This is a genomic window from Oligoflexus tunisiensis, from assembly GCF_001748245.1.
Classification (GTDB): domain Bacteria; phylum Bdellovibrionota_B; class Oligoflexia; order Oligoflexales; family Oligoflexaceae; genus Oligoflexus; species Oligoflexus tunisiensis.
The window spans coordinates 5,633,679-5,647,146 of the sequence record NZ_BDFO01000001.1; the positions used below are offsets into that span (position 1 = coordinate 5,633,679).

At 50.3% G+C, this 13,468-nt stretch carries 12 protein-coding genes; 8 read left to right on the forward strand and 4 right to left on the reverse strand.

Annotation, left to right across the window (positions count from 1 at the left end; genetic code table 11):
• The first annotated feature begins 11 nt into the window (after window positions 1-11).
• Entirely contained in the window at window positions 12-386 is a 375-nt protein-coding gene (locus OLTU_RS23230; protein ID WP_141735138.1) for a peptidase inhibitor family I36 protein, read from the forward strand.
• Between the two features lie 139 nt (window positions 387-525).
• Window positions 526-1,425 (forward strand): metallophosphoesterase, encoded by a 900-nt coding sequence (locus OLTU_RS23235; RefSeq protein WP_141735139.1) that lies wholly within the window; start codon window positions 526-528, stop codon window positions 1,423-1,425.
• Here OLTU_RS23235 and OLTU_RS23240 read toward each other — a convergent pair.
• Together OLTU_RS23240 and OLTU_RS23250 are read right to left on the reverse strand one after the other, a co-directional pair.
• The gene (locus OLTU_RS23240; RefSeq protein WP_141735140.1) at window positions 1,346-2,068 is read right to left on the reverse strand and encodes a Bd3614 family nucleic acid deaminase; all 723 of its coding nucleotides are present in this window, start codon (window positions 2,066-2,068) and stop codon (window positions 1,346-1,348) included. The genes OLTU_RS23235 and OLTU_RS23240 overlap by 80 nt on opposite strands.
• A gap of 553 nt (window positions 2,069-2,621) precedes the next feature.
• On the reverse strand, window positions 2,622-3,530 hold the full coding sequence (locus tag OLTU_RS23250) for a hypothetical protein (protein ID WP_141735142.1): 909 nt from the start codon (window positions 3,528-3,530) through the stop codon (window positions 2,622-2,624).
• A 384-nt stretch (window positions 3,531-3,914) separates the two neighbouring features.
• Between OLTU_RS23250 and OLTU_RS23255 the strand changes: the two genes are divergently transcribed.
• From OLTU_RS23255 to OLTU_RS23280, 6 genes are all read left to right on the forward strand, one after another.
• Window positions 3,915-4,916: a hypothetical protein gene (locus OLTU_RS23255; protein WP_141735143.1), complete on the forward strand. Its 1,002-nt coding sequence runs from the start codon at window positions 3,915-3,917 to the stop codon at window positions 4,914-4,916.
• 32 nt (window positions 4,917-4,948) lie between these two features.
• The gene (locus OLTU_RS23260) at window positions 4,949-6,205 is read left to right on the forward strand and encodes a hypothetical protein (protein ID WP_141735144.1); all 1,257 of its coding nucleotides are present in this window, start codon (window positions 4,949-4,951) and stop codon (window positions 6,203-6,205) included.
• Complete coding sequence (locus OLTU_RS23265) at window positions 6,202-7,368, forward strand: hypothetical protein (RefSeq protein WP_141735145.1); 1,167 nt, start codon at window positions 6,202-6,204, stop codon at window positions 7,366-7,368. The genes OLTU_RS23260 and OLTU_RS23265 overlap by 4 nt, the downstream gene beginning before the upstream one ends.
• Window positions 7,329-9,881: a hypothetical protein gene (locus tag OLTU_RS23270; protein ID WP_141735146.1), complete on the forward strand. Its 2,553-nt coding sequence runs from the start codon at window positions 7,329-7,331 to the stop codon at window positions 9,879-9,881. The genes OLTU_RS23265 and OLTU_RS23270 overlap by 40 nt, the downstream gene beginning before the upstream one ends.
• 48 nt (window positions 9,882-9,929) lie before the next feature.
• On the forward strand, window positions 9,930-10,208 hold the full coding sequence (locus OLTU_RS23275) for a hypothetical protein (RefSeq protein ID WP_141735147.1): 279 nt from the start codon (window positions 9,930-9,932) through the stop codon (window positions 10,206-10,208).
• 571 nt (window positions 10,209-10,779) lie between these two features.
• On the forward strand, window positions 10,780-11,271 hold the full coding sequence (locus OLTU_RS23280) for a hypothetical protein (protein WP_141735148.1): 492 nt from the start codon (window positions 10,780-10,782) through the stop codon (window positions 11,269-11,271).
• Between the two features lie 21 nt (window positions 11,272-11,292).
• Here the strand turns inward: OLTU_RS23280 and OLTU_RS23285 are convergent, their stop codons facing one another.
• Window positions 11,293-12,030, reverse strand: a complete 738-nt coding sequence (locus OLTU_RS23285) for a hypothetical protein (protein WP_141735149.1) — start codon at window positions 12,028-12,030, stop codon at window positions 11,293-11,295.
• Window positions 12,031-12,051: 21 nt separating this feature from the next.
• On the reverse strand, window positions 12,052-13,359 hold the full coding sequence (locus OLTU_RS23290; RefSeq protein ID WP_141735150.1) for an RCC1 domain-containing protein: 1,308 nt from the start codon (window positions 13,357-13,359) through the stop codon (window positions 12,052-12,054).
• Between the last annotated feature and the right edge of the window lie 109 nt (window positions 13,360-13,468).

Consider the following 13,468-nt stretch of genomic DNA (forward strand, 5'->3'; position numbering starts at 1 on the left):
AGGGTCCTTTCATGAAGCGTTTTTTTCTACTCATTTTTCTTGCCCAGCCGGCTTTGTCCGCGGAGTGCCTCTATTACAAGGAGCCCAACCGTGGCGGGACTGTCTTGGAACAAAAGGCCAATCAGAATGCTGATTACAACCTGGCCAGCGGCTGGGGTGATCAGGTCAGCAGCGTTTGGGTCAAGGACGGCTACTACGCGGTGCTCTTTGAGCACCCTGGATTCAGGGGGAGCAACACGGTCTATGTCTATGGTTCAGGCCTTTCCTTTGCAAAAAATGTCTGGCAGCGAACGGGCGGCTCGACCGTCAATGGAGGAACCAGCTTCAACCTGGATCGCTTCGGACTCGACAATCTGATTTCGGCCACGCTCTGCCTTAAGGAATAAAACGGCGTTTCCTCGCGCTTGGGACGTGGTGGTTAAAAAGAGACTGACAAGCTTTTTCGTTGCGAAACGCAGGTTTTGCACAGTAAAGTTTCTCATCATCACACCATTACAAGCCAACCCTTCGCGAGGACGTTTTCGCATGCAGAAAGCTGGGACTCATATCGCCATCTACGGCGATGCCGGACGCGGCAACGCCGAACAGTTTGATCTGGGTCGCATCATGGCCAGGCGGCATGCGCTCCATCCCTTTCGTTTTGCGTTATCAACCGGCGATAACCAGTACGACGCCACCACCCCGGATATCATGAAGCGAATTTTTGAAGAGCCCTTCGCCGAGCTGATCCGGGCCGGCGTCCCGTTTTATCAAACACCCGGCAATCACGATATGGATGAGGACCGCATCACGGAACAGCTGCGGTACAGCCGCGAGGTGAATGCCCTCAGTCAGGGAAAAGGCGGCTGGGTGCTGCCGGCCCCAAGTTATGTCATTCGAGACAGGTTTGTGAAAATCATCGTCCTGAACGTGACCGCGGCGGGCAGTGAATTTCCTTATCCGCACGAGGCTCTGGAATTCGCGGCCGCGGAGCTGGCGGAAGACACCCCGGATTGGAAAATCCTCTGCTGCCATTACCATCTCTGGTCCACCGGCCTGCGCGGCGATCATAAGGAAATGAAAAAGGTCTTTCTTCCGTTTCTGGAACGTCACCCGGTGGATTTTTTCTTTGCGGGTCATGAGCATCATGCGGAAGTCTTCGCGCCCTGGAATGGGATGACCTTTGCGATCGTCGGACACGGTGCAGAAATTCGGAAACACGTCATGCCCAGTGCCCAGCCCTCCCTTTTCCGAACCAATGAAATCGGTTTTACCGAACTGACCCTCGAGGCCGACAGGGCTTCGCTCGTTTTTGTGGATCGCCAGGGTCGGGAGCTTTGGCACCAGCTTGTACCGCGGAGAAATCTCACGCGTTCGACTGGTAACCAAAGCGATCCAGCAGGGTATGAGCAGCCAGCCGCCCTGGATCGTCCTTCTCATAGCTGACGGAAAACGTGCGGCATTTTTTTCGCACGACATGCAGAAAGGCAGCGCACATCCTGCAAGGTTTCAGCGTGGTTTCCAGCTGGAAGGTTTGCAGCTTTTCGGGACGCTGCGGCAAGCCGCTGAGGAGCTGGCTGAGACCAAACACGAGAGCAAGTTCGGCATGCAGGCACTGACTCACTTCGGAAAAGTTGCGGGCATGCAGAGTCCATTCCATGCCATCCAGCGCCACGTGGGCTCGGGCTGTGAGTGGGCGCGGCAGAAGTTTGCCGGGGGTCTTCTGCATAGGCGGAACCTCGGACTCCGTGTGAAAACAGTGGCCCGTATCCGCCACGGTTTGCAGCACCAGGGATAGGGTATCAAGGGTCCTTTGCGGCAGCGACGGTGTGGAACAATCTGCGTCGATCCGAAAGCGTTTGCCGAGGATGCGTTTGGATTCAGCGTCGATGAGCCCTGGGGCCTTGGCAAGATAAAGCGGGTTTCTGGCGCAGAGCCAGGGCATGGATTCCGAAAGATGCATGCCAATGAGCAGAAGGGAACCGGCCCCTTCCTCCTGAAAAGAAAAATAGTCAAAGCTCAGGTCCGTGCGCAGCGTCCAAAAAAATTTGCGATGGGAGGCCAGGAGGCTTGGGAAGTCGATGGTCATCTGTCTCCACTATTATGCAGAATTCAAGATGAAAGCACGTTCCCGGCCACTCAAGCAGAAAATCAGGAAACTAACCAGAGAATTCACGTCCCATCGGAGCGACTCAGTCCCCGTTGTAGTCTCTGCAGGCGGATCCACCATCCCCATGCTGCCTCTGTCTGAGCTATCACCAGCCATCCAGACGAGGTCGATGAGCAGCGTCCACACGTTTTGATAACGCGCAATTTCCTTTTAACCTACTTGCTGAGAGTGTGCTTAGCGAGCAATAGCCCCTATAGGCTCTGGAGTGTTCCCCCTCCATGCACCTGAAGTTCAGTAAAGCGACGATGGGCAACGTAATGTGGAATCGAATTCCCTCTTTTAAAGCCATCAATTATTCGCTTAAGCGATGGCCGGAGTTAAGCCGTTCCTGGAAATTCCGTGCGTTCCACCATCCAATAGCGATACCGAGCAGGCAATCAAATGGGCCATCTGTCATCGCAAGAATTCGCTATTTTGTAACAGCGCCAACGAAAGGCGTTAGGAATATCTTCTGGTTGACCAGTTCTCGACGTTATCTGCAGCCGACTTCGTCTGTCTTGCCACTGTTGTCATTGCAAGTCATTTTCCAGTTGCCGTTCGAGTCACAGGTCCGTGATCTACCAAAGGCATCTCTGGTGGTTACTCTTCCGACTGATCCACCCAGACTGGGTGCCTTGTGCTTATATTGGCAGCTGCGAACTTCAGAAGGATTGTCAACTGGTGCGGGAGTGTTTGTGCCTTTTGTTATCATCCAGGTCAAGCTCTTAAATTGAATGTTCTGTGCATCCGCTACGTAATATACGTTCACGTCTTCACGGCAATTTGCGAAGTCAAAATCATTAATTTGTGCCTGTGGAGTTACCAAAGTCGTTTCGGTTCCTGCTGGGATTCGAATAGTGTTGGAACTCAATTCATTAAGCAGTTTGCTACCGCAATAAACTGAGACATAGACTTGACTATCTGGGCGGGAATGTCCCAGGTCGGTTTTGACTGTGAACTCCCCTTTGGTTATGAGGAGCCTTTTTCCTGGCAGCTCAAGTTCAGAGTCAGCTTTCTGGCTGATAGTAAGACGTACCATCAAATGTGCTTCACCTTGGGTTTGGCCAGGACCCTGCCCGCCAGTTGTATGAATGGAAAGAGGTTCCACAGTTTTACCGAAAGGATCGGCGTCGAATGGATACAGACCAGTATATGGCTGGGTCGTGAATATCATAATTTGTGGACGTGCTGCCAACGGATCACCCTCATTGAATTCAGGGAGATTTATATTTTGATCGTAGAATCCAGTCCGAAGAGGTGAAAGCGTGGCGATCAAGTCTTGATCAGGCGCATATGTGTACTGCTCACCTACATTCTGCTCTACTCTCGTAGTTGCTGCCATGGATGAACTAGCGTGGACTGCAATTGCGGTCAAAACTGCCAATACGCGGAGCTTTTTCAAGGTTTAGTTTCCTTCTTAGGAGAGGTTAACGCGAGGTCCTGTTTGTGCCAGCCCCAATCGACAGGAGCTGGTGATTTCGGCGCACTTCTACCACCAGCCAGCTGTGTGGTCAATCGAATGATTCAGGTGTCGGCTGGATATTGCGGACAGGATAAGCTGAAAAATCATCGGGTTAATTTTTCTTAAACGACTGTAATTGTTGGAACATCTTTTTTATTTCCAGCCTCAAATCCAGTTGACTAGATAATTCGCACACAGTATTAACAATGCCTGAATGACTCACATAGGGCTGAGTGCAATATTCTCTTGCAACTGTTTTCTTAAAAAAAGTCTCAGAGGCACTTGCGCCTTGCCTGCTAAACGCCAATCATCAAGGAAGCCTTCATGCAAAGTTCCATTTCAAAAGCAGCCGGGCTGTTTGCGGTTCTGGTTTCAACATCTCTATTCGGTCAGGTCATTTATCAACCATCTGCCGCCAACTGCAAGAGGCCTGGTCCAGCCGGGGCATTTCGCTTCTGCAGCGGCGCTCCAGTTATCGTACCGTTCAGTGCAATTACTTCCACCTTGTCCAAATATGTCGTTAATGTTCCCATAGAAAACACGCTCAGCTACCGACTCTATTGTCCTGCCTTCCCCGACAGCACCCCAGTGGACCTTGCCGTTGGCACCAGCCATCAGATGCTTTTAGCGTCTTCCCAGGCTGTGGCTGAAAAAATTCGCCAGTCAGTAAACTACACAGCGCTTGGCGCATCAACGTATGTCTTCTCTCCACAAATCAACTACAGTGCAACCTATCAACCAACCTGCAGAATGGAAGTCATCAGCAACGTATCGGTTCCAGATGTTGATATGCTGCGCACCATAGTAGGTCTTTTGAGCGATAGTTATACTCAGCTTGCGGACCTTAAGACGAGCGTCGATGAAGCTGCTGAACTTCCTGCCAAATGGGTGGTCATCAAGGATTCACCAGCGACAATCGAAGATTTGGCGAACGGTCTGGTCTTTGAAGTCAATAGTCTACAGCAGGAACTCGATGCTCTGACAGCGGCAGATGCTGCGAGCTTATCAGTCAATGACACGACACGTCTGGCGGCAATTCCTGGCATCATTGAATCCTATCAAAGCTCGATCAATGATCTCGCTAGATTGAAAAGCGATCTCAGCGAAGTTGCCAAGGTTGCAGAACAGTGCGAAGCGAATGTGAATGATGCCTTTTGTGTCGAAAGTGTGACAAAAGTGTCCGAGGCCCTGGATGCCAGCACAGTCGCAAAAAAGTCTGAACTGGTAGAAATAAATCAATTCCTCAAGGCCGAATCTGATCGTCTCAAGGCCACTTCCATATCGGTCTCGAATGCTCTCAAGCGCTTGATTTCCAAGCTGGATTAAACCCAACGGAGCGAATGGAGGTCTGGCAGCCTATGAAAAAACTGATGTATGTGGCAGCAGTTACATGGATGACAATTTCTTCACCGTCAAAGGGTGACGAGAGCGCTAATCTTATGGCGCGAAGAAGCGAGCTTCAGCGCCAAAAAGAAGAGATTCAGAGGATCGATATCCAGGCCACTCGCGTTGCGAATTCATGGCAGAGGATCAGCTCTGAATTTCAGGGCCAGGCCAATTCACTTCAGTCAAACCTGTCTATATTCATCAAACGTGCTGCCCAACAAAGCGCCGATATGGACAAGCTCTCGAAGTGGATGAGCGAGACGTATCAGGCGATGAAAACAACGACGGATCCTGCAGCGTTTAGGTCGCTGATGGAAGACTACCGCTCGTTAAAAGTAGGCAGCAGTTGTGGGAAAAATATATTCCAGACAGAGCTGGCTGCCTTATTGAGCAATGTGGAATCCATGAGCCGCTTGAGGGATGAGGCTACTTATCTCACTAAAAACTGGAGTCTTCCTCCAGATTTTGACGAAATGAAAAATTCCGTCATAACCAATAGAGATGCTTTGGCAGCAAATTTTGAAGCAGCGAAGAAGGCTGTTCTTTCCGTTATGCCTGCCGCCATTCCTTCGGATATTTGCGACACATTCCTTCAGTTCGATGTTGTCATTTCTCTTTCTCAAACAGTGGCTGAATTGAACAAGGCCTCTGCAGCGATTGATGCTATTAATCTCGATCAGTTTCTCAAACATATCGATGACATTACTGCCGAGAGAAATTTGGTCAAGCAGGTCCGGCGCCTTGCAACCTCGATGGCTGCCAGAAATATCTCCAACATTCGCGCCGGAAAAGTGAACGAAACTCTGCAATTCTCGGCCACCTATAGACAGCAGTTGGAAGCTCTAATAGCCCCGATCAAATCCCTTAAGTTTGTGGCTGAGGCCGAGAAAAATGATGCCATCGACAACCTGGGTTCTGCCGCGGCGGACATGGCCAGGGAGCTTGATAATTCAAAAATTTTCACAGTGAACGGCAAGCGATCCTTTCACTTGACCAGGACGCGGAACGTCCATACGAGACTGTTTAAACTGAATTCCACCACGCTCGACCCAGTCAAGACGGATCTTTATGAAAAACTCAAAGCCTTCTGTCTGGCCGAGCTAGGAATGACTCCCTCAGGACGATACACACTTCCAACAAACCTTGATTTCGAGCAATCCGTTAAACTGGATGCCTCGTTGGCCAAAGCCCAGGATATGCTCAAGCAGATTGATGGGGTAGAAATATGAAAGCGATGTTGATGGCATTGATGCTGATGGCTGGATCAGGTGCAGTTTCCGCCGCACCTGATCAGCAAATGTTTCGTGCGCTGGTCGACGGCAGAGCTTGTATTGCAACAGTTTTTTCGGGAAATGAAATCCTTTTGCCAAACCATTGCGTTTCCGAGCCCTATGAAAACGTCTCTCTCGAAAACATTGGATCGAAAAAAATTGAAAGCGTTCGCGACTTTTCGGAAGACGCGCGATCGGATCTGTTTCAGACCAGTGAGCGCCTGCTGATTGTCCGCCTCAATGAGAATGTTTTTGGCGAAGGCAGGCATATTACCATGAAATCACCGCACCTTGGCTTTTTGGATGGCGAACTGAAAAAGCGATGCCGCGTAGCCTATATCGAAAGCGCAATGGGGTTCATGGCCTACCACTGTCCCAGCTGGCATGGGCAGTCAGGCCGCCTATTAAGTCAGGACGGAGTGCCCGTGGGAATCCACCTTGGTCGTCTGAAATCGAGCGGGCTAGCCATTGCAGCGCTGGAAAAGGGTCCTATCATTGATCTGAACGCAGTGTTCGGAAATGATTTTGAGCCTGAAAAGCTTAAGGTGAGCTGCTGCAAGAAGCTGAAGAAAGCTGTCGATAAAGTTGGACAGGCCATCCAGGATGGAGTGGATTCGGTTGGTAAAGTGATTGAGAACATCAAGGGCGAAATCAAAAGGTTGGAAGATGATGTCAAGTCTCTTCCCAAGGTTTTCTCGACGGACTACCTGGAGGAGAAAACCGCCTCAATAAAAGGGCCAAAGCTTCCTGAATTCAAGGTATCGAATGTGAAGTGGCCCGAAATGAGCTTGAACTTTGTCGGAATTCCGGAGCGTTGGTTTAAGAAAGCCGGTAAGCGATGGGATCAGGCTATCTATATGTTCAAGGAGCTTGGAAGGGCTGCTGAAGTCTGGTGGGAGATAATCGCCGATACAAAAGTAGGCACACCTAATCTCTGCCAAGGTTGCCCAGATCCAGCACCTCGGGATATTTGTGCGCCGTCTGCAACCGAGCTGGAGAAACGTGAGTGCATCTCGAATTTTGAAAAGGCGATTGAGATAGCGAACCTACAAAAGATCCAGACAGTCAAAGGACTTCGTCCATGGTTGAACGATCAAAAAGCCAGAGTTGGAGTGGAATGATGAGCGCCTATAACCGGAAGATCAAGGTGCATTCCAGGATGCCTTCAATATTTTTCTGGGCAACATTCTTACTTGTGATTTCCTGTGGTCAGGTTGCGCAGGAGAAATCAGAACTAGCCCACATTGGCGATCCCTACGAGGTTCCAAACAGTTGGAACATTTGTAACTTCGAGCCGTTTGATCTTTACCTTACCTTGGCCCATGTCGATTATAGTAACAGGTATTGGCCAGTTGGACAGGATCCTTACACTGGACAAACAATCGAAGCCGCCAGCTCGGAAATTCATGGGTGGACGTTGCTCCCTCATGGAGCGTGTACAGATGTTGGGCCGATTTGGAAGGCAGGTGTGATAGTTCTTAGGAGTTCGCAGGGTGTTTACGAAGCCAGTGGGGGTTCATTGGCACAGGCTGGTTCAGCAGTTTGTGTCAATTCCAGCCTTACCAGCAACAAGACAGTTCCGTGGTCGGCAATTGTAAATGGCTATGATTATATGAAGCCATATTTGAGCTGTCCCTCGGGAACAGTCCCGAAAGAAAAATTTATCTATTCTGACCTTCCAAATCGTCAATGTGCCAATGACCCAAAGCGTATTGACTGCAAATTCACCCTAAACGGTGGCAGTATTCATTCTGACGGCGACTATTTTATCCTCGAGGATAACACCGATTCCAAGAAGCTTGATGAAAAAATCAAGGATGTAAAAGCAAAATTGGCTGGTGCTGAAAAAGAACTGGATCAGTGCAAGGGCAGGGTATCGAGCATCACATCCAAAAAAATCCTGGAGCTTAATCCACAGGCTTTTGCCGAGCTTGCCAGGGTTTGTGGCGAATCTGACACTATCAAAGAGCTGAAGGACGAAGTCGACCGAATCCAGAAAGAGATAAGGGATTTCATTCTCGCTGTCTCTCAGTCTCTGGATGATATTTATCGAACAGTTCTCGCTGTTGCTGGAAAACTGGGTGTAACTCTACCTCTGGACGACGACTATAAGGCAGCCGCCGTCGAAGAGATCGTTCATCCTTCACCATCACTTGATCCAAATTCCAGCGGCTTTTATTTAGGGCTCTTCGATAAGTACCAGGTGATTTTTGATGCATCCTACACGACCGACAAACGCAGGTTTTTGACTTCTGTGCTTGGCCTTACATATACGTTTCCCGTGTTCGGCCGAAGCCTTGCATCTGAGGATCCTCTGAGTCAGGAAACATTCGTCGACTTTAAGAGCGCGACTGACAAGGTGGAGGACTATTTTTCTAAAGTGGATTTCAACTTAGATGAATACGGCTATCCTCTCGATAGTCCCGTGCCAGATGACATCAAGAAAACCATTAGGGATGACATCAAGCCGAATGCTCCGGCTCAGGCTATGGCGCTGGACGATGAACTGAAAAAATGGGAAGGGACGCTCACTGAGAAGCAAAGACTTGCTCTTGAGGCGGTCAGGTTCCTGGGCACTGCATTTCATCAGACTTTGTTAAAACTTCCTGAAGAGGCATCTGCTGTTCATAATCGCCTCAAGTCAATTGCTGATGGTGCAATCGAAGCAGTCAAGGACGTTACGAAGTGTTTGGCGAAAGTAGGTGCATCTGGGGAATTTGCTGACTGGTATGAAATCACCGTAGGCAGGGACTACTGCGATGGATCGGAGCTGACATTTGCGGGCAGAGTTGCAACCGCAGCAGGCCTTGTTATTGGCAGCGGAAAAATTTGGCGAGTTTTAGCCGAAGCTGCAGGTGTAGTAACAACAAAAGTTGGCCGAATTGCTGGTTTTGTTGCGGATACTTTGGAAAGCGGGCGTCGAAAAATACCGGATCTTAAAGAGAACGAAGTAAAAGAGGTATTAAGAGACCTCGACTTGTCTTACGGCTGCACGCTGCTGTCATCAACACACCAAACGTCTCGAACCAATGCAATTGATTTGATCTTTGGCGTTTCTATCGCTTTTGCTGATACCTCCGAAGAAGAGTGTTTCAGGCAGATTTTCACAGAGATCGTTAACAATGCAGGGCAGTATTGGAGCCTGTCTGGTTACAAACATGTTCTTCGAGGAGAACTTTATGATGTCGCTGGAGCCACTAAACTTGCAGGCGGTTTGCATACCCAAAAGGGATTGAACGAATTCATTTTTCGCAATAAGAAACATGGCCTTTCTTATGACATAGTAGAGGTGTCAACATTTTCCGAACGTAATCTTGATCCAAATAAGTTATTGGTGCGAAGACTTCCTAATGGAGTTCGAGAGGTTCAGTTTCCTCGTGAAGCGTTTATTAATTCGGATGCTGCACAAATCTCTTTGCCTACAAGCGACGGCCGTCGTATCAGGCACATTAAAACCCTTTGGCCTGAAAGTTTCACTCCGGAGGATATTGCCACAGCAGCAAAAGAAGCTATTATGAAAGCTGGACCGAATCCTCCTGGCGTCCTTCAGGGCGTATACAAGGGTATTCCGTTTACCTTGTATTATAAGGATGGAAAAATAAGGTCAATTTTTGCTAAATTTTCGGAGAGTTAGTCACATATGGACAATAGGCCAGATGTTATAAGATTTTTGGAAAGTCTTATGCCGGAGAAACCAGCTACAGGTTGGAGCAACGAAGGCATGCTGGAAATGCTACGAGACTATGCTCGCGAAAATCCGGAGTCTTTGAGCGCGCTGTATGAATATTTCAGGAATTACGAAACCAGCGATGTTGTTGATATTATCGTGAAAGGCACCATTGCTGCGTGTTTGGTCGCTTGCGATGACGAGTTTCACCAAGACGTCAGAGACTTTCTTGAGAGAGAAGACCAATGGACACAGCGCGATTTCGATTCTTACGACGCATATAGACGAAAATAGGATGAAATGCTGGCAGTGGGCGGCGCGCTTGGAAGGAAGTGCCGCCGCATGCTTGCCGGTGACAGAGGATATCATTTTCAAAGTGCCCATCCTTGGAGCTCTCATGCAATTCATGAGAAAAACCCTGGGTAATCCTTCTATCTTCACCGGCCTTCGCCCTGGTTCATGCCGGTATCTATGCGCCAGTAGCCGTCGCAGGTAGCTTTATTTTCGGGCTGATGGCAGCTGCCACTTATCTGATGCTGGGCCTGCGTGCCGCAAATCTGTTCATTGTCGAGGCTTGAATCATTTTGTAAGAGACATCTGGCTACATGAAGGTTGATGATCCTGCCCAGACCACAGCCGTCGAATCAGACCTTCCAGCTTCTTGAACGCAAGTCTGACCATTCATCCAGACGCTCAAACTCCTACATATCCTTTGCTACGGCATCACAAAAAGTGTCTCGATCGACACGCAACATCACATTGAAAAGAAACGTCTGCTGGACTTCCCCTCCGCAACCTGTTTAAAGTCCACGCATTCGCGGGTTGCGTGCCCGACACCATTTACCCATGAAATTAAGGACTAGCTATGAAAATCAACGGCATTATCGTTTGCACCATGGGGCTCCTGGCTCAATTGGCTTTCGCTCAGGAAGCAGCGCTGATCACCAAAACCAACGCCACCGGTTATACGGCGCCGGAACACGTTCGCCTGGAAACTTGCGAACTTTTTCTGGACAAGGTGATCATTACCAACCAATACGGAGCCGATGCCGATAGCACCGTGACCAGTCGGGAGGTACGCAACGTCACGTTTAGCGAGTCAATCTTTAATATTCTGGAACAGGCAGGGGCGGAGACACTGAGCAGTTCCAACAACTATGTCTGCGATGGTCCTACCACTTCGATCAGCAGTCATCATGCTGGAACAGATTTGGTGCTCTTTGAAACCGGCGGCTGCGGCAGCCCGCGTCTGGAACGTCAGGGCGCGGCATCACTCATTCTCCTGGATATGATCACAGCCTACTGCCCGACGGTTCATGATTTTGGTGTGCAGGACACGGAAGTGAGCGCTCGATAGCAAGCAAGGGCCACGGCCGCCTTATGGCGTGCAGCGTGGCCCGACTGCGGTTCGCGTGACAGGTTTGTTGCAGGGATTCATCCCGAAATGAAAATGCGAAATGTGGCTGAATTCCCAGGGATCCGTGATGCCGCTGAAACGAAAATGTTTGGGAATCATCGCCCGCGCGATCGCGCTGTCCAGGTATGATTCCATCTCATGAATGTAACTGAAACCTGAATAGCGATGTGAGCTGACCACCCGGGCCTCGGTGTAAAGCATATACACAAACCAGAACTGGGCCTCAAAATCAATCGCCGAGGATTCATCATTCGGATGGGTCAGGATATAACCCATATCCACGTCCAGGCCATTGCCATGGGCATCATGCGATCCGGTGGGATTGGAGTAGGGATGGTTGGTGTTCACCCGCAGAACGGTTATAAAATATCCGGGATAAAGCAGGCTCACGAATTTCGCCGACTTTTTTAGAACCCAATGCAGGTAACCATAGCCATAGATGTTGTTGTAACCATTTTTATCGAAAGCCTTCAGCGTCTCATCCATCGGCATCGGCTGCAAATCCCGCGTGTAGTAGACATCCTTGCGAGCCTCCTCCGTCACCCACGCATTCAAATCCTGCAGAGCCCTGTTCAACTTTTCCGGTGTGACAGCGGGCTGACACCACCAGGCGCTGCACGGCGCTGAAGCCGCCATCAGTTGATTTCCGGACAACAAAAGAACAGCAGCCGTTGCCCAACGACGTAAGGATCGCATCATGGAATAACTTCCTGTCAGAGGTTAAAGATTCACAGCCAGCGGCTCAGCGGAACTGTGGCTCTCCCCATGGCCAAGTTCACCGAGAAAGCCATTGCCCCAGCAGCGAATCGTGCCGCTGTCGAGCAGAGCACAGGCATGCCGCGCGCCAACGGAGATTTCCACGGCGCCGCTGATGCCTTCGATTTCTATGGATTTTTGCGTGGTGTAGGCAAAGACGTTCTGAGCCTGGGTGGGACTCACGAGCTTCGCCGCAAAATGAGTGCCGCAGAGCCCATGCAGACAAACGCCCCAGCACCGTACCGTCCGGGTTGGAGTGATGCCGCAGGTGGTTTTCCGGGCTGTGGAAATACGTGTGAAGGATTCCCCGTCCACCCGCGTCCAGGCACTCACGACACTCGAAAGGCCGGTCTGCTGGTACCAGTTATCGCCGATGCAGTAGAGTTCATTTTCATCGGTGATAAAGCATGCGTGCTGATCCGCCATGGTCAGACTCAGGGTGGAGCGACCGGAGCTCAGGTCCACCACGGGATAATCCTTCTCCGTGGGCAGAGTGAGCTTGCCCCAGCAGCTGATGCGATTGCTCACCATCACCGCACAGAACGCCTGATCACCGGCGTGAATCGATCGGGCTTTTTCCGTCAGCACCGTCACTTTTTGAGCGACACCGGTGTGATGGTTATAGCGGTTTTGCAGGCTTTCCATCTGTCCATCACCCAGCTCATAGCTTGAACCACTGCCCCAGCAGTAAACGTCACCCGATTGCGCCAGGGCACAGGTCGTGGTTTTCGTTGCCGCGACCTGCATGATGGAAACACCATTCAGGCCCTGAACGCGTGCCGGTTGCGTGACGTTATTGCCTTTGGCCTGACCACTGAACGCATATTCACGACCGGATTTTCCATTGCCGACCGCTCCAGTTTGGTTATAACCCCAGCAATAAACTTCACCCGAAACTTTGATCGCACAGGTATGCAGATCGCCCGAGGCGACGGCAATATTATCAAGCCCCAGGGCCTCCACAAACACCGGCTCCGCCTGATTCTGAGAATCACCCTGCCCCAGCTGACCGGCAAGGCCATAACCCCAGCAATGAACCGCTCCATCCGACAGCACACAGCTATGATGTTCACCAGCTGACAGCGAACGTTTGCCACCGGGCTGACTCAAATCGGCATCACCCCGGGCAGGGAAGCCGGGCTGAGAGTCTGCTTTATCCTGGCCTTGTGAATGATCCGCCGATGACGGAACAAGTTGTTTGAAGAGATCGGAGTCTTGCGAGCAGGACGCAACCAGTGCCGATAACAAAACGAGGGAAAAGGCAGCACGCATTCGTGTTATCCCTACTGTTATTGATCACAGAAGAGGCGAAAGGTTTCCCAGCCTCGGATCAACCGGGGTTTACAGGCATTTCGTTGTGAAATTTGTATTCCTTCTGATA